Origin of the sequence: Undibacterium sp. RTI2.2, from assembly GCF_035018705.1 — a bacterium.
Lineage (GTDB): Bacteria > Pseudomonadota > Gammaproteobacteria > Burkholderiales > Burkholderiaceae_D > Undibacterium.
In genome coordinates this window covers 26,156-43,155 of record NZ_JASJXN010000025.1, presented here as the reverse complement: position 1 = coordinate 43,155, position 17,000 = coordinate 26,156, and the positions used below count along the sequence as shown (strand labels likewise).

General features: G+C 47.9%; 15 protein-coding genes. 14 read left to right on the top strand and 1 reads right to left on the bottom strand.

Annotation, left to right across the window (positions count from 1 at the left end; translation table 11 throughout):
- Window positions 1–13 precede the first annotated feature (13 nt).
- From QN395_RS14180 to QN395_RS14150, 7 genes are all read left to right on the top strand, one after another.
- Entirely contained in the window at window positions 14–565 is a 552-nt protein-coding gene (locus tag QN395_RS14180; protein WP_322119952.1) for a TRAP transporter small permease, read from the top strand.
- Entirely contained in the window at window positions 562–1,842 is a 1,281-nt protein-coding gene (locus QN395_RS14175; RefSeq protein WP_323492242.1) for a TRAP transporter large permease subunit, read from the top strand. The genes QN395_RS14180 and QN395_RS14175 overlap by 4 nt, the downstream gene beginning before the upstream one ends.
- A 432-nt stretch (window positions 1,843–2,274) precedes the next feature.
- Window positions 2,275–2,805: a methylated-DNA--[protein]-cysteine S-methyltransferase gene (locus tag QN395_RS14170; protein ID WP_323492243.1), complete on the top strand. Its 531-nt coding sequence runs from the start codon at window positions 2,275–2,277 to the stop codon at window positions 2,803–2,805.
- 41 nt (window positions 2,806–2,846) lie between these two features.
- Window positions 2,847–3,749 (top strand): site-specific tyrosine recombinase XerD, encoded by a 903-nt coding sequence (gene xerD / locus QN395_RS14165; protein WP_322121630.1) that lies wholly within the window; start codon window positions 2,847–2,849, stop codon window positions 3,747–3,749.
- Between the two features lie 81 nt (window positions 3,750–3,830).
- Window positions 3,831–4,322 carry a Cys-tRNA(Pro) deacylase gene (gene ybaK / locus QN395_RS14160; RefSeq protein ID WP_322119949.1) on the top strand — a complete coding sequence of 164 codons (492 nt, stop codon included), beginning with the start codon at window positions 3,831–3,833 and terminating at the stop codon, window positions 4,320–4,322.
- Window positions 4,323–4,447: 125 nt separating this feature from the next.
- Window positions 4,448–5,053 (top strand): glycerol-3-phosphate 1-O-acyltransferase PlsY, encoded by a 606-nt coding sequence (plsY, locus tag QN395_RS14155; RefSeq protein ID WP_323492244.1) that lies wholly within the window; start codon window positions 4,448–4,450, stop codon window positions 5,051–5,053.
- Window positions 5,054–5,237: 184 nt separating this feature from the next.
- Entirely contained in the window at window positions 5,238–5,702 is a 465-nt protein-coding gene (locus tag QN395_RS14150; protein ID WP_323492245.1) for a cache domain-containing protein, read from the top strand.
- Window positions 5,703–5,760: 58 nt separating this feature from the next.
- Here QN395_RS14150 and tsaD read toward each other — a convergent pair whose 3' ends face one another.
- The gene (gene tsaD, locus QN395_RS14145) at window positions 5,761–6,801 is read right to left on the bottom strand and encodes a tRNA (adenosine(37)-N6)-threonylcarbamoyltransferase complex transferase subunit TsaD (RefSeq protein WP_323492246.1); all 1,041 of its coding nucleotides are present in this window, start codon (window positions 6,799–6,801) and stop codon (window positions 5,761–5,763) included.
- 146 nt (window positions 6,802–6,947) lie between these two features.
- Here tsaD and QN395_RS14140 point away from each other — a divergent pair, with 146 nt between their 5' ends.
- The 7 genes from QN395_RS14140 (at window position 6,948) to QN395_RS14110 (ending at window position 16,989) form a co-directional block, all read left to right on the top strand.
- Entirely contained in the window at window positions 6,948–7,607 is a 660-nt protein-coding gene (locus QN395_RS14140; RefSeq protein ID WP_322121629.1) for an ANTAR domain-containing response regulator, read from the top strand.
- Between the two features lie 473 nt (window positions 7,608–8,080).
- Entirely contained in the window at window positions 8,081–9,253 is a 1,173-nt protein-coding gene (locus QN395_RS14135) for a CmpA/NrtA family ABC transporter substrate-binding protein (RefSeq protein WP_416352057.1), read from the top strand.
- An 8-nt stretch (window positions 9,254–9,261) separates the two neighbouring features.
- On the top strand, window positions 9,262–10,209 hold the full coding sequence (gene ntrB / locus QN395_RS14130) for a nitrate ABC transporter permease (RefSeq protein WP_416352054.1): 948 nt from the start codon (window positions 9,262–9,264) through the stop codon (window positions 10,207–10,209).
- Window positions 10,210–10,292: 83 nt separating this feature from the next.
- Window positions 10,293–11,060: an ABC transporter ATP-binding protein gene (locus QN395_RS14125; protein WP_416200163.1), complete on the top strand. Its 768-nt coding sequence runs from the start codon at window positions 10,293–10,295 to the stop codon at window positions 11,058–11,060.
- 71 nt (window positions 11,061–11,131) lie between these two features.
- A complete protein-coding gene (gene nirB, locus QN395_RS14120; RefSeq protein ID WP_323492248.1) occupies window positions 11,132–13,573 on the top strand; it encodes a nitrite reductase large subunit NirB in 2,442 nt (813 codons plus the stop codon).
- A gap of 39 nt (window positions 13,574–13,612) precedes the next feature.
- Window positions 13,613–13,984: a nitrite reductase small subunit NirD gene (gene nirD, locus QN395_RS14115; protein WP_323492249.1), complete on the top strand. Its 372-nt coding sequence runs from the start codon at window positions 13,613–13,615 to the stop codon at window positions 13,982–13,984.
- 221 nt (window positions 13,985–14,205) lie between these two features.
- Window positions 14,206–16,989, top strand: a complete 2,784-nt coding sequence (locus QN395_RS14110; RefSeq protein ID WP_323492250.1) for a molybdopterin-dependent oxidoreductase — start codon at window positions 14,206–14,208, stop codon at window positions 16,987–16,989.
- Window positions 16,990–17,000 lie beyond the last annotated feature (11 nt).

The window sequence follows — 17,000 nt, the reverse complement described above, 5'->3', positions numbered from 1 at the left end:
CCTCAGAGGGACTATGAAATTTTTAGATCACTTAGAAGAATGGCTAATTGCCTTTCTGATGGGCGCCGCTACGCTCATCACTTTTATCGCGGTCTTGCATCGTTATGCGTCCGGCTTCCCCATCCCGGTTGTGCAGGACGCATTGATTAAAATTAACCTTAGCTGGGCACAAGAGCTGACCATTTATATGTTTGTCTGGATGGCGAAATTTGGTGCTGCATATGGAGTCCGCACAGGTATTCACGTCGGCGTTGATGTCTTGATCAACAAAATGAATACGCCTTGGCGAAATAAGTTTGTCGTTCTTGGATTATTGTCTGGCGCTTTATTTACTGCGATTGTTGCTGTACTTGGTAGTAAATTTGTCTGGTCACTGGCGCACACCGATCAAACTTCATCCGATCTGGAGGTGCCGATGTGGATCGTCTATTTGGCGATTCCCTTAGGTTCTTCCCTCATGTCATTTCGTTTTTTACAAGTTGCATGGACTTTCGTGAAAACAGGTGAGTTGCCGAAGCATGATCATTCGCATGTTGAAGGTTTGGAAGAAGAGGTGAAAGCATGAACGCCGCCATTATTTTCGTCCTGTTGTTAGTGCTTATGTTGACTGGAATGCCGATCTCGATTTCTTTGGGCTTAACAGTATTGACCTTTTTGTTCACGATGACCACAGTTCCGATTGAGTCAGTCGCGCTGAAGCTTTTTACAGGAATCGAGAAGTTTGAAATTATGGCGATCCCGTTTTTTATTTTGGCGGGTAACTTCCTGACTCATGGAGGGGTAGCGCGGCGCATGATTAATTTTGCCGCCTCTATGGTCGGTCATTGGCATGGTGGCCTGGCATTGGCGGGTGTGATGGCTTGCGCTTTGTTTGCTGCGGTATCTGGATCTTCCCCCGCCACTGTGGTGGCGATCGGCTCCATTATTTTGCCTGCGATGGTCAAACAAGGTTATCCAAAAGGTTTTGGCGCTGGTGTCATCACAACCTCGGGCGCATTGGGTATTTTGATCCCGCCGTCGATTGTGATGGTGATGTACTCGGTATCTACCAATACTTCGGTCGGCCAATTATTTATGGCGGGAGTAATTCCGGGATTGTTACTGGCAATTTGTCTTGGATTGACGACTTGGTTTTTGGCGCGTAAGCATAATTATCCGCGTATGCCAAAAGCCAGCTGGAAAGAACGTTGGGGTTATTTCCGTAAAAGTGCATGGGGTTTGTTATTAATCGTGATCGTGATGGGCGGCATTTATACCGGGATGTTTACGCCGACCGAGGCGGCTGCCGTCTCAGCTATGTATGCGTTTGTCGTAGCGGTCTTTGTGTACAAAGATATGAGTCTGGCCAAGGTGCCAAAAGTGTTGCTAGATTCTGCCGCTATGTCTGCCATGTTGTTGTACATCATCACTAACGCAGTACTGTTCTCATTTTTGATGACTAGTGAGAATATTCCGCAGGCGATGGCGGGATGGATCATGGACAAAGGTTTCGGCATGATCAGCTTCTTGTTGGTGGTCAATGTGCTGTTGCTGATGGCGGGTAATGTGATGGAGCCATCGTCGATTGTGCTGATCATGGCACCGATCTTATTCCCTGTTGCTACGAAATTAGGGATAGATCCAGTTCATTTTGGCATCATTATGGTGGTGAATATGGAGGTCGGTATGTGTCATCCACCGGTCGGGCTTAATCTTTATGTGGCATCTGGAATCACCAAAATGGGGATTACTGAGCTGACGATAGCGGTGATGCCTTGGTTGTTAACGATGATTGGTTTCTTATTGTTAATTACTTACGTGCCGCAAATTTCTACTTGGTTACCGCAGCTTGTGTACAAATAAATGTTGGATAAAACCGTATTTAGCATTGCTTAATACGGTTTTTAGAAAAATGAAGAGGAATAAATTTGTGATGTCCAGCATAATTTTATGCAATCTCAGTATTTATACTTATATGCAACAACGCCCCATTTTTGTGCAGCTTCTTTTTAAATTCGGTTTGAATGTGTGCAAATTAAGTGCTATATTCTTGGCAGATTAAAAGTTATCAAAAAAAATAAAGAGAACGAATTTACAAGGCGGTAGTGCAAAAAACGGTATCCATGCCGTACACACTGAGGAGACACGCGTTTTACTACAAGCTGAGTGCTAAAAGAGTGAGCTAGCGCTAAACAGCCCGAAACGCGAAAGATGTTTTAAAGGCGCATCCCTGATGCGCCTTTTTTCTTTGGCCTAATTGTTTTTCTTTTTGATTATTTTTTGCCTGGGATTACGATGCAAGACGACAGAGAAACCGGATTATTCTCCGCTATTGTGCATGCTCCGTTCGGCGCAATCGGCATTCGTACCGAGTCGCAGATGATCTGCGAACTGGTCTATCTCCCACCTCGCTTCGCAGAAAAATCGGCGACCGATAAGACCGCAGATAATGCCGCACAGGAAATTACCCGTTATTTTGAACAAGCCGATTTTAAATTTAATCTTCCCCTAAAACCTGTTGGTAGTCCGTTTCAGACTAAGGTCTGGCAAGCAATATCAAGCATTCCACGTGGTGAGATCAGAACTTATGGTCAGATTGCGAAACATATCCAATCAGCACCGCGCGCCGTTGGACAAGCTTGCGGTGCGAACTGGTATCCTTTGATTATTCCATGCCATCGGGTGACTGCCGCAGGTGGTTTGGGAGGCTTTGCACACCATGATGATGAGACAGGATTCCATCTGGGTGTAAAGCGCTGGTTGCTGGCACATGAGGGCGTGTCAGATACCTTTACCAAATCAACTCAGGAGACTTTGTGGAAGTGAGAACGGTAAAAGTTGAATCGGCCACTGAACCCCCGGTTGCTATCGTTTTGCCTGCACAAATACAAGAACAAATCGATCAGTTTTGCGACACTCTCTGGTTGGAAGATGGTCTCGCGAAAAATTCTTTAGAAGCCTATCGACGCGATCTGCGTTTTTTTGCCGAGTGGTTATACAGTAAGCATCAAAAGCATTTGTACCAGGCAGACGACAATCATATTTCAAGCTATGTCGCGCAGAAATACATGGTGTCGAAGGCGACTTCTGCCAACCGCCGAGTCACTGTTCTGAAACGTTTTTATCAACTTGCGTTTCGCCAAAATCTAGTCAGCACGAATCCCTGTACCCGTCTTAAATCGGCTAAACAAGCGACCCGTTTGCCACATACTTTAAGCGAGGCACAGGTAGTTGCTTTGTTGCAAGCGCCAGACGATAGCACCACCTATGGTTTGCGCGACCGGACGATGCTGGAAGTCTTATATGCCTGTGGTTTGCGCGTGACAGAGCTGGTGTCCTTACGATCTATCGAGGTGAGCTTAAATGACGGCGTATTGCGCATCACCGGCAAAGGCAATAAAACCAGATTAGTGCCATTTGGAGAAGTCGCCAGACTGTGGATAGAACGTTATCTCAGCGAAGCCAGAGCCCAAATCCTTAACGAGCAAGTAGACGATGCGTTGTTCGTCACCGCCCGCGGTGGCGCAATGACACGCCAGATGTTTTGGATACTGATCAAAAAATACGCAGCGCAAGCGGGCATACTGGCACCCTTATCCCCACACACTTTACGTCACGCATTCGCCACCCATCTGCTCAACCATGGCGCCGATTTGAGGGTTGTACAATTGCTGCTGGGGCATTCGGATATCTCAACTACCCAAATTTATACGCATGTAGCGAAAGAGCGTTTGAAGAAGCTGCATGCGTTGCATCATCCACGGGGATAAACTTAGTGGCAATATTGTTGAGCAATAGCATCATCCAGATATAATTTAATTCTGATTTTGGTATGACAGACAGAGACTATTTTGGCAAAAAAAGAACACGTATCCGAGACGCAGGCCACGCAGTTCCTGCGCAAACACAAGGCGGTTTTTTCTGAACACCCCTATGCCTATGAGGAGCATGGCGGTACCGCTGTATCTGCACGCGAATTGGGTGTTGATGAGCATGCGGTCGTCAAAACCTTGGTCATGCAAGACGACGCCGCTAAGCCTTTGATTGTGCTTATGCATGGCGACTGCAAGGTATCGACCAAAAATCTGGCGCGTCAGATCGGCTGCAAGTCAGTTGAACCCTGTAAGCCAGAGATTGCGCAAAAGCATTCAGGCTATCTGGTCGGAGGCACTTCTCCATTTGCTACAAAAAAGCAGATGCCTGTGTATGTAGAGCAGGGTATATTGACGCTGGAAAAAATTTATATCAACGGCGGCCGGCGCGGGTATCTGGTGGGAATTGCACCGCAGTTATTGGTGGAGTTGTTGCAGGCGATTTCTGTGCAATGCGCGTTAGAGGATTAAAGCTTGTATTAGCTATGTTAGGGGAGTATCAGTAAAAATACCCTATATTGTCCAGATAATTATTGGACGTTAAAATATACTGTATTGAGTATATTTAATTTAAATAGAACAAAAGAAAGAATTGCATGCCTACTTTGCTCGCGGTGATTGCCGCTTACCTTATCGGATCCGTGTCGTTTGCGGTGGTTGTCAGTCATGCGTTTGGGCTTGCTGATCCTCGTACTTATGGATCAAAAAATCCCGGTGCTACTAATGTGCTGCGCAGCGGTAATAAGCCCGCGGCAATTTTGACTTTATTGGGTGATGGATTTAAAGGTTGGTTAGCCGTTTGGTTGGCGATCAAACTGGGGCCGTCATTTGGATTGGATCATAACGCGGTTGCGCTGGTCGCAATTGCGGTTTTCATCGGACACCTTTGGCCGGTATTTTTTAAATTTGTCGGTGGCAAAGGTGTGGCAACAGCGTTGGGTGTGTTGCTGGCGCTGAATCCTTGGTTGGGTCTGGCGACTTTGGCGACCTGGGTAATTATCGCGTTTGCGTTCCGGTATTCGTCCCTTGCGGCTTTAATTGCCTCAGTGTTTGCACCGTTTTATTGTTTCTTGATGTTTGGCTTGAATATCAAACTTGCTGCTGTTGTAGTGATGAGCGCTTTATTGGTGTACCGTCACTATCAAAATATCCTGAATTTGATTAACGGTAAAGAAAGTCGCCTAGGTAGTAAAAAGACCTGATCCTATCTCGCCACAGAAAATTTCTTCAAAGCCTGATTGTTGATGTGTCATCTCCGTGCTGTGACGAAAAGTTTGCCTCGCCATTGCACTTGATATGTCTGATAATAAAAAAGCTAGGACATACTAACAATGCAGCCTAAGCCATTTGTAGTTTTTGCTTTTTCTTTCATTCAGGAGACATACTATGATTAAGAAATTTGCTTCGTCCACAATCACCTTAGTTGCAGCCTCTTTTTTTCTACTATTGAACTCAGCCTCTGCTGCGGAGCATGGTACTGCAACAGAAGCAAAAGCGATGGTGCAAAAGGTGATTGCAGCGATGAAAAAAACCAGCGTTGACGCCACCGTTGCAGAAATCAATAAGCGTGATGGGCAGTATTCAGACAAAGATCTCTATGTCGTCGTCTACGATATGGCGGGAAAAAATTTGGCGCACTTGAATCCTAAAATGGTCGGTAAAGACATGATAGAACTCAAGGACGAAGATGGAAAATCCTTCATTAATGACAGGATTGAGATCGCTAAGAAAAAGGGCAGCGGATGGCAAGACTACCGATTCTTGAATCCTATTAGTAAACAAATAGAATCTAAGTCGATGTATGTCGAAAAATACGAAAACGTCATCATCGGTTGTGGTATCTACAAATAACCATTTTTGAGTAAGGCTATGCTTTATACATTCGGCAGATTGAGTGCAACCAGCTGAATTAAGCCGCAGCCAGCTCATGCAAAGGCCATCGAGGCCGTACATTAAAACTATAGTCCCGCTGCGCCAGAGCGGGATTTTTTTTGAGCCTCATGGCACCCGCAAAAGCGATCATCGCGCCGTTGTCGGTACAGAATTCCAGCTCTGGATAAAAAACCTGAAAGCGTTTTTTCTGTGCGGCGGCATTGAGTGCGCTGCGTAGCTGTGAGTTAGCACCGACGCCGCCGGCAATCACCAGCCGTTTCATCCCATGCTCTTTCATCGCAGTGACGCATTTTGCTACCAGTACATCCACCAAAGCATCCACAAAACCACGTGCAATATTGGCTTTGTCTTGATCACCAAGCAATCCATTGACCGAGTTAGGGTGATTTTTGACGACGGTCAGTACGGCTGTCTTCAAGCCGGAAAAACTGAAGTTTAAATCTTTGGAGTGCAACATCGGACGTGGGAATTTATACGCCAATGGATCGCCAGATTCGGCTAAACGCGAAATCGCAGGGCCGCCTGGATAAGTTAAACCAAGCAGCTTGGCAGATTTGTCGAAAGCTTCGCCGGCGGCATCGTCCAGCGTTTCTCCCAATAACTGATACTGGCCTACACCATCTACCCGCATCAATTGCGTATGACCACCGGATACCAGCAAAGCAATAAATGGAAATTCCGGCGGCTTACTCGCCAATAGAGGCGACAGCAGGTGTCCTTCAAGGTGATGTATACCTAAGACTGGCTTATCCAAGGCTAGGCCAAGTCCGCAAGCAACCGATGCGCCTACTAATAAAGCACCTGCCAGACCAGGGCCTTGGGTATAGGCAATCGCGTCAATCTGGTCACGTGACAACCCGGCATCACTCAGCACCTCTTCTAACAAAGGAATGGCGCGACGAATATGATCACGCGATGCCAGCTCTGGCACCACACCGCCGTATTCTTGATGCATCGCAATTTGTGAGTGCAAGGCATGCGACAATAAACCGTGCTCGGTGTCATACAAAGCGAGACCGGTTTCGTCACAAGAAGATTCAATGCCAAGAACGATCATAGATTTTTTTCTGGTAATTTGTAACAGAGTGGAGCGATTCTTGCATGTCTGTTCCCAACAAGTGTGTTCAACAGAACATGCCAATTTCGCGCAAGACCAGAATTATAGCGACTACTAGCAATACTACCAGCAAGCATTGGGATCAGATGACCAACCGTAAGCCTACAGATTCTGGTGCAACCCCACCCAGCCTCAAGATTGTGGTGGTGAACACGGTCGTCTTGCATGAGGATGAGCAAGACCCGCAGGTACAGGCGCAGTTGGCGCGCTCACGAGCCTTGCGCATTGGCTTACTGCAAGCTGGCTATAACATCATTGCCTCTATTCCAGGCGATTTCTACATGATAGATCGCATCGCGCAGTTACAGCCCGACATGATCATTATTGATGCAGAATCCGACTCACGCGATGTGCTGGAACACATGGTGCTGGCGACCCGCGACGCGCCCAGACCCATCGTCTTGTTCACCGAGGACGGCAATCAATCCAATATGGCTGCCGCGATGGAAGCGGGCGTTTCTGCCTATGTCGTCGCTGGCTTGCATGCCGAACGTATTAAGCCAGTGCTGGATGTTGCGATGGCGCGCTTCAATGCGGATCAAAAGTTGCGTTCCGAGCTGTCGGATACCAAGGCGAAGCTGGCAGAGCGCAAAACCATCGAACGCGCCAAAGGTTTGTTGATGGAGCGCTACCATTTGTCAGAGAACGATGCGTATCAAAAACTGCGCAAGCAAGCGATGGAAAAAAACCTGAAACTGGTCGATCTGGCGCAGCGTATGTTGGATGTCGCCGATCTTCTGGGCTGATTTTGATGCGTACAAAAATAGTGCGCCGCACAAATTAAGTGCCGCATTTACGTGCAGTCAGCGAATTTAAATCAATTTTTATTGGTAAAAGGATATTTTAAACGCTTTAAATGTAGAAAAATCCTGAAAAAAACCATGGCACGGCATTTGCATTAGGAATAGCAAGCGCCAACGATGGCGCAATTGCGAATCAGGCTAACGGCGGTCGGTTCGTATCAGACAAAGGTGTCTTTCCATGCAACTCTTTTGAGTTTGCTGGTCAGGCGCCTTTTTTTTGTCCCGATTTTTTATGCTGGAGCACAATTATGTCGAATCACAAAACACCGAAGCAGGTACGAAAGCAGGCAATCAAGCAAGCAAGTAGCGACGCAATAACTCATTCCGACAATAATGAAGGCGGTCACGATGATCAGGCAATCAATCTCAAGCGTCGTAGCGTTGTGCAAAGTGCCAGCTTACTTGCAGGAGCTAGCATGATGGGTTTATCGACAGGCGGTGTGTGGGCAGCAGGTTCCGACAAGCCGGAAAAAGAAGAAGTCCGTATTGGCTTCATCCCACTGACTGATTGCGCTTCGGTGGTCATGGCATCGGTGCTGGGCTTTGATAAAAAATACGGCATCAAAATCATACCGAGCAAAGAATCCTCCTGGGCTAGCGTACGTGACAAATTAGTCAATGGCGAACTCGATGCGGCACATTGTTTGTATGGCTTGATTTATGGCGTGCAAATGGGTGTCAGTGGTACCAAAAAAGACATGAATGTCCTCATGACCTTAAACAATAATGGTCAGGCAATCACCCTGTCCAAAAAGCTGGCAGATAAAGGCGCAGTTGATGGCCCCGGTCTAGCAAAGCTAATGCAAATGGATAAACGCGAATACACCTTCGCGCAGACTTTCCCTACCGGTACGCACGCGATGTGGTTGTATTACTGGCTAGCGACCTATGGCATCAATCCGATGAAGGATGCCAAAGTCATCACCGTACCGCCACCGCAAATGGTTGCCAATATGCGTGTCGGCAATATGGATGGCTATTGCGTTGGCGAGCCATGGAACCATCGCGCAATTGCCGATGGCATTGGCATCACTGCTGCAACGACACAAGATATCTGGAAAGATCATCCAGAAAAAGTGTTGGGCACCACTGCTGAGTTTGTCCAAAAAAATCCGAATACTGCCAGAGCGATGACCGCCGCTATTCTAGAAGCTGGCCGCTGGATCGATGCTTCACTGACCAACAAAAATAAGATGGCAGAAACCATCGCAGATAAGTCTTATGTCAACACCTCAGTTGACGTGATCAATCAGCGTATTTTAGGTCGCTATCAAAATGGTTTGGGCAAAACTTGGGACGATCCTAACTACATGAAGTTCTTTAATGATGGTGTGGTCAATTTCCCTTATCTGTCCGATGGCATGTGGTTCCTGACCCAGCACAAACGCTGGGGTTTGCTGAAGACTGATCCTGATTATCTGGCGGTTGCCAAAGCAGTGAATCGTATCGATGTTTATAAAGATGCGGCGGCGATGGCAAAAGTCAGTGTGCCAAAAGAGGCGATGCGTAGTAGCAAGCTGATCGACGGCACAGTATGGGATGGGAAAAATCCAGCAGCCTATGCCGCAGCGTTCAAGATTAAGGCTTAGGAGTCGTCATGAGCACACTGGTCCAGGGCGTTAATGGTGTTGTGAGCGATACGACAAACGTAGAGCAAGTATCCATCGCAAAGTTTGCTGATGAAGTAAAAGAGGTTACCGCCATGCCGAGCATAGAAAATACAGGGAGCAAAGAAAAACCTGAAAAGAAGGCGTCAAAACAACGCTCCATGCGGCCATTTTTTCTCAGTGTTTTGCCACCATTACTTGGTATTGGTTTTTTAGTGCTGGTATGGGAAATCATCGCATTTAAAACGACCTCCTTCCCATCCCCATGGGTCACTTTGCAAGAGGCTATCCATCTTTTTTCAGACCCGTTTTATCGCAACGGACCAAACGATCAAGGCATAGGTTGGAATATTTATGCGTCCCTCAAACGCGTCGCTCTAGGCTTTGGTCTGGCGGCCGTCGTCGGCATACCGTTGGGTTTTATGATCGGCCGATTCCGGTTTTTATCGGGCATGTTTAATCCTATCATCAGCTTGTTAAAACCGGTCTCACCTTTGGCATGGTTGCCTATCGGTTTGCTGGTATTTAAGTCGGCTGACCCTGCTGCAATCTGGTCTATTTTTATCTGCTCCATCTGGCCGATGATTATCAACACGGCGATTGGCGTACAGCGAGTACCACAAGATTATATGAACGTAGCGCGGGTACTTAACTTATCTGAATGGAAGATTATTACCAAGATTTTATTCCCCTCGGTATTGCCCTATATGTTGACAGGTGTGCGTCTTGCGATTGGTACTGCCTGGCTCGTCATTGTTGCAGCAGAGATGTTGACTGGCGGCGTCGGTATCGGATTTTGGGTCTGGGATGAATGGAATAATCTCAACGTTCCCCACATCATCATTGCGATTGTTGTGATTGGTTTAGTCGGTTTGGTTTTGGAACAAATTTTAGTCGCTATTGCTCGTGCTTTTACTTATGAAGAGGTATCGTCATGACCGCATCCGAACTCCTCACGATAGAAGAACAATCTAAAGACCCTGCGGGCGATCAAAAATATATTGAAGTTAATCAAGTCGAGATGATGTTCAATACCAAAAAAGGTAGTTTCCATGCGCTGCGTGACATTAATCTCAAAGTCCGCAAAGGCGAATTTATTACTCTGATTGGTCACTCTGGTTGCGGTAAATCCACTTTGCTCAATTTGATTGCTGGCTTAACTGTCGCCACATCCGGTACTTTGCTTTGTGCGCACAGAGAAATTTCCGGCCCATCACCAGAGCGTGGGGTGGTATTTCAAAACCATTCTTTGCTGCCTTGGTTGACCTGCTATGAAAATATTTATCTGGCAGTCGAGCGAGTTTTTGGCGCAGCCGAAAATAAAACCAAACTACAAAAACGCACCATGCAAGCACTGGCACTGGTTGGTTTAACCCATGCAGAAAAAAAGCGTCCGAATGAAATCTCCGGCGGGATGAAGCAACGCGTCGGTATCGCCCGCGCCCTCGCCATCGAGCCCAAAGTTTTACTGATGGATGAGCCTTTCGGCGCACTCGATGCACTCACCCGCGCCCACTTACAAGACGAACTGTTGAAGATTGTCGCCAAAACCCAATCCACGGTCGTGATGGTGACGCATGATGTGGACGAGGCAGTCTTGCTATCTGATCGTATCGTGATGATGACCAACGGTCCGGCAGCGACCATTGGTGAAATTCTCAGTGTGAAATTAGACCGGCCACGCGAACGGGTAGAGCTGTCACAAAATCCGCAGTACGCCGAATATCGCAGTGCCGTGTTGGAGTTTTTGTATCACAGGCAATCGCATCCATCAAAAGATGCAGCTTAAACGTATTACAAAACTGACATAGAGACAGATGTTCTGTGTTCGCTGGCAGACAGTGATTTGAGGAGTAATGAATGAAAAAGCTTAAGTTGGTGATGGTAGGCAACGGTATGGCCGGCGTCCGCACCCTAGAAGAATTACTGAAGATCGCACCTGATCTGTATGACATTACCGTGTTCGGCGCAGAGCCGTATGCCAATTACAACCGGATATTATTATCCCCCGTTCTGGCAGGTGAACAGACGATACAAGACATCATGCTTAATGATGTGGATTGGTACGAGCAAAACAATATCACTCTGCATCTGGGTAAAAAGATCGTCAAGATTGATCGGGTAAAGCGTCTGGTGATTGCCGAGGATGGTACTCAGACCGAATACGATCGCTTATTACTGGCAACTGGCTCTACGCCATTTATGTTGCCAGTGCCGGGCAAAGATTTAAAAGGAGTGATTGCCTATCGTGACATCCACGACACCAACACCATGATAGAGGCGGCGACCCAGCATCAACATGCGGTAGTGATTGGCGGCGGCTTGCTGGGATTAGAAGCGGCGAATGGTCTGAAGTTGCGCGGCATGGATGTCTCCGTTGTGCATTTGCCAGGTTGGTTGATGGACAGACAATTAGATCCAGTCGCCGGTGGCATGCTAAGAAAATCACTGGAAGATCGCGGCCTCAACTTCTTATTAGAAAAAAATACAGAAGCGATTATCGGCGACGAACATGGTCACGCCAAAGCGATTCGCTTCTCGGACGGTCTAGAAATTCCCGCACAGCTGATTGTGATGGCAGTCGGGATTCGTCCCAACACCGCATTAGCAGAATCCGCAGGCATTTATTGCAACCGGGGCATCATCGTCAATGACACCATGCAAACCTACGATCCAAGGATTTATTCCGTCGGTGAATGCGTCAATCATCGCGGTACGGTGTACGGTTTAGTTGCACCTTTGTTTGAAATGGCCAAAGTATGTGCGACCCATTTAGCCAACTTTGGCATCGGTCGTTATCAGGGATCCGTCACCTCTACCAAACTCAAAGTCACTGGCATTGATTTGTTTTCTGCCGGTGAATTTATGGGTGGCAAAGATACCGAAGAAATTATTTTGTCCGACCCGATAGGTGGCGTCTACAAAAAACTGGTGCTTAAAGATGACAAGCTGATTGGTGCTTGTTTGTACGGTGATACGGTGGACGGAAGCTGGTATTTCTCTCTGCTGCGTGAAGGTAAGAACATCTCAGAGATTCGCGACACATTGATGTTTGGCGAATCCAATACCGGTCGACCTGGCGATGTCGGACATGAAGGTTTTACCAAGGCGGCTGCCATGCCAGATACCGCCGAAGTCTGCGGTTGCAATGGTGTGTGTAAAGGTGCCATCGTTAAAGCGATTAAAGAGAAGGGCTTGTTTACGCTGGAAGATGTGCGCAAACATACCAAGGCATCAGCCTCTTGCGGCTCATGCACGGGATTGGTGGAGCAGATCATTATGTTCACCGCGGGTGGCGATTATTCCAAACCGAATAAAGCCAAAGCCATGTGTAGCTGTACCGATCATACGCATCAGGAAGTCCGTGACGCGATCAAAAAAGAGAAGCTGTTGACGGTCATCTCCACCATGCAAACCATGGCATGGCGCACACCAAACGGCTGTTCGTCTTGTCGGCCAGCGATCAATTATTATTTGATTTCTACCTGGCCGCGTGAGGCGATTGATGATCCGCAATCGCGCTACATCAACGAACGTTCGCATGCCAATATTCAAAAAGATGGCACTTACTCTGTCATTCCGCGTATGTGGGGTGGCGAGACCAATGCCCGCGATTTGCGCCGGATTGCCGATGTCGTAGATAAATTTAATATCCCGACGGTGAAGGTAACGGGCGGTCAACGGATCGATTTACTTGGCGTGAAAAAAGAAGATCTGCGTGAAGTCTGGCATGACTTGGGAATGCCATCCGGTTTGGCCTACGCCAAGGGTTTGCGCACGGTGAAGACTTGTGTCGGTAGCGAATGGTGTCGCTTCGGTACGCAAAACTCGACCTTGATGGGACAACAATTGGAGCGTGAACTGGGACTGATGTATTCGCCGCATAAAGTCAAACTGGCGGTGTCGGGTTGTCCACGTAATTGCGCCGAGGCAGGAATCAAAGACGTCGGTGTGATTGGCGTCGATTCGGGCTGGGAGATTTATGTCGGTGGCAACGGAGGTATCAAAACCGAGGTCGCACAATTTCTGGTGAAGCTGAAAACGCATGAAGAAGTAATGGAATATTCCGGCGCGTTTTTGCAACTGTACCGTGAAGAAGGTTGGTATTTGGAGCGCACCGTGCATTACATCGCGCGCGTCGGTCTTGATCATGTCAAACAAGCAGTATTGGAAGATGAAGAGCGTCGTAAAGATTTATATCAGCGCTTGTTGTTTTCTTTGGAAGGCGAATCCGATCCTTGGCATGAACCAGAAAAAGCGCAAGTCGATACGCGGCAGTTTGAAACCTTATCTGCGTCCTGAACCAAGAGCAGAAAAATCGTTGAACCGAAAGGAAACACCATGTCTCAACAATGGAAACCGATTTGCAAAGTCGATGACGTTCCGGTTTTAGGCGCCCGCATCGTCGCCCGCAGTGCCAAACCGGACGTCGCCATTTTTCGCAATAGCGAGAATAAAGTGTTTGCGTTGCTGGACAAGTGTCCGCATAAAGGCGGGCCACTTTCTCAGGGCATCGTTTTCGGTGAAAAAGTCGCTTGCCCGCTACATAACTGGAATATCGAACTGCAGACGGGTTGTGCGGTGTCACCCGATGAAGGATGTACGCAAAAATTTAGTATCAAGGTGGAGAATGAGCAGATTTTTTTAGATGCTGGCGAGCTGAAAAGTCTGGGGCTGGATGTAGCTGGAGCAATGAGTTTAGTCACTACGTGATTTTTAAGTTTGTAATTTGTACAAAAAATTACGAGAACTCACAAACATTCCCAAGTTATAGGGTGAAATTGACTATACTCCCCCTCATTTTTATAAAAATAGCCTGATTGTCCAGAGAATATATGGACAATAAAAAATACTGGTAATGAGTATATTTAATCTGTGTATGTATTGAATCTACTTGTTCAGTGCTTCAGGTAATCATCAAAAAAGGTAAAAACATGACCGAAACCCTCTCCACCTGTTGCTATTGCGGGGTCGGTTGCGGCGTTATTATTGAGACTGAGGAGGACGCTTCTAAACAACGGCAAGTCATTGGCGTACGTGGTGATCCCAAACATCCTGCCAACTTTGGACGCTTGTGCAGTAAGGGCAGCACTTTGCATTTGTCAGCGCAACCTGCAATCCAGCGACAAACCCGCGCTCTGTATCCCGAGATGCGATCTGCCCGCGACCAGCCTCGTGTGCAAGTAGCTTGGGATGATGTGTTGCAAAATATGGCAGAGCAGTTTGCCACTACGATCAAAGCGCACGGCCCCAATAGCGTGGCCTTGTATGTCTCAGGACAATTGCTGACGGAAGATTATTACGTCTTCAATAAGCTCGCCAAGGGTTTGATTGGTACGAATAATATCGATAGCAATTCGCGCTTGTGTATGTCCAGCGCGGTCGCCGGCTATAAGCAAACCTTAGGTGCCGATGCGCCACCTGCCTGCTATGAAGATATTGATCTGGCTGAGGTCATTTTTATTGTCGGCTCCAACACGGCCTATGCGCATCCGATTTTATATCGCCGGATTGAAGATGCCAGAAAAAATAATCCGCAACTTAAAGTGATCGTCGCTGATCCGCGCCGTACCGACACAGCCCGCGATGCCGACTTGTTTTTAGCGATCTTACCGGGCACCGATGTTGCGTTGTTCAATGGGATGCTGCATTTGTGTTTGTGGGAAGACTTAGTCGATCTTGATTACATTTCAGCACATACCGAGGGCTTCGCTCAACTGAAACAAACCGTAAGAGATTACACACCAAAATTTGTCGCGCAAACTTGCGGCATTAGCGAGGCGGATCTGGTGCAGGCGGCGCGCTGGTTTGGACAATCCAAGGCGACGCTCTCTTTGTATTGCCAAGGACTGAATCAATCCGCATCGGGTACGACAAAAAACGCAGCGTTGATTAATCTGCATCTGGCAACACATCAGATCGGTAAGCCCGGCGCAGGCCCTTTCTCTCTAACCGGTCAACCCAACGCCATGGGCGGACGCGAGGTCGGAGGTATGGCCAATCTGATGTCGGGTCACAGAGATTTGTCTAATCCTGAACACCGTGCCGAGGTTGCTGCACTCTGGGGCGTAGACGAGGTTCCCCCCACGCCGGGTAAAACGGCGGTGGAGCTTTTCGATGCCGTGCTTGCCGGTGAGATCAAAATTATCTGGATTGTTTGTACCAACCCTGCGCAATCAATGCCAGAGCAAAATCTTATTCGCGCTGCTCTAAACAAGGCCGAGTTAGTCATCGTGCAGGAGGCCTACAGCACGACTGCCACCGTGCCTTTTGCGGACATCTTATTACCTGCCACCACCTGGGCAGAGAAGTCTGGAACCGTCACCAATTCGGAGCGCCGCATCACGCGTGTTAATCCAGCGTTGGATAAACCGGGCGAGACCAAACATGATTGGGAAATCGCCACCTTGTTTGCTCGTAAGCTGGAAGTTTTGATGGGTAAAACTACCTCAATATTCCCTTACGAAACGCCTGAGCAAGTCTGGAACGAACATCGCGAAAGTACACGCGGTCGTGATTTGGATATTACCGGTTTGTCGTATGCGATTTTAGAAACTGTCGGTTCCCAGCAATGGCCCTACGCGGAGGGTGCCAGCCAAGGCAAATTGCGTTTATACGAGGACGGTATTTTTCCAACTACCAGCGGTCGCGCTAGCTTTGTCAATACGGTATATCAGCCAGTAAAAGATAAGGTTGATGCGCGCCATCCGTTTCAACTCAATACCGGACGTTTGCGCGACCAATGGCATGGCATGAGTCGTACTGGCACGGTAGCACAGCTATTTGCACACGCTGCTGAGCCGGGTATTGCGATGACTAAACAAGATATGGAAAGACGTCAGCTAAAAAATGGTGATCTGGTACATGTGACTAACAAGCGCGGCTCACAGATTTTTGCCGCACAAGAAAGTGATGAAATGCGTGCCGGACAGGTTTTTGTTGCGATGCATTGGGGTGAAGAATATGTATCGGGTCGCGGCCACGGTGACAATGCTGCTTATGGTGTGAACACACTGACTTCGCCAGCGATAGATCCAAGCTCGAAGCAACCGGAGCTCAAAGCTGCGGCGGTCAAAATTGTGAAAGCAGATTTACCTTGGCGCTTTGTTGCGTTTGCCTGGGCCGAGCCTGAGCAAGTATTCCAGTTGCAGCAAGCCTTACGTCCATTCATGCGTCAGTTTGCCTATGCGACCTGCATCCCTTTCGGACGTGAAAAAACCGGCATTATTTTCCGCGCTGCTGATGATGTCGCTGCCGCACCAGAACTGATACAGCAGATAGAACAATTGTTCGGCATTGCAGGTGAGCAGGTCTTGCGTTATGACGATGCCAGACGCGGCAATGCTCGACATATCACGGTCAAAGACGGCGCTCTCGCAGCGGTGTCATTGGCGGGAGATATCTCGGCCGAGGGTTGGCTCAAAGCCTATTTAACTGATCAGGAACCGGTCGCCAAATTAGGTCGTTTACTACTGATGCCAAGCACCAGCGCGCCGCAAGGTTTTGCGGTGCGCGGCAAAATTGTCTGCAATTGTTTAAACGTTGCAGATACCGAAATCAATCGAGCATTGACGCTGATGGGTGGCACATCGGATAGCACGCCAGATGAGTTGCTGGCAGGTTTACAATCGCGCTTAAAATGTGGCACGAGCTGCGGCTCTTGCGTACCTGAGTTGAAGAAGATGATAGTGCAGCGTGCAGCGCCCGTACCTGCTTAAATATAATAGCT